The sequence below is a fragment of the Paraburkholderia sp. SIMBA_030 genome, from assembly GCF_046535245.1.
Classification (GTDB): Bacteria; Pseudomonadota; Gammaproteobacteria; order Burkholderiales; family Burkholderiaceae; genus Paraburkholderia.
In genome coordinates, this window is record NZ_JAWRXB010001443.1 from 1 (window position 1) to 243 (window position 243).

1 protein-coding gene is annotated in these 243 nt (G+C 49.0%); it reads right to left on the reverse strand.

The window, feature by feature from the left end:
• Positions 1-19 precede the first annotated feature (19 nt).
• A partial coding sequence (locus tag SB772_RS44805) for a hypothetical protein (protein WP_410839126.1) occupies positions 20-243 on the reverse strand: 224 nt, incomplete at its 5' end.

The window sequence follows — 243 nt, forward strand, 5'->3', positions numbered from 1 at the left end:
GTTGGTTGGGTTGAGCAGTTCACGAATAGACATGACGCGTTCCTTTTGATGTCGATTTCAAAGTGAGTAATGGGTGAGTCGACGTTGCCGTCTGCGGCGTTGTCGTCGGCTTGGATGTCACTTTAAGGGCTAGCAAAGAAGGGGACAATTCCCTAAAATCGAGAATCATTGATTCTAAAATAGGGACAATCATGGATCGCATCGAATGCATGCGCGCCTTTGTCGTCACGGTCGGCGAGAACG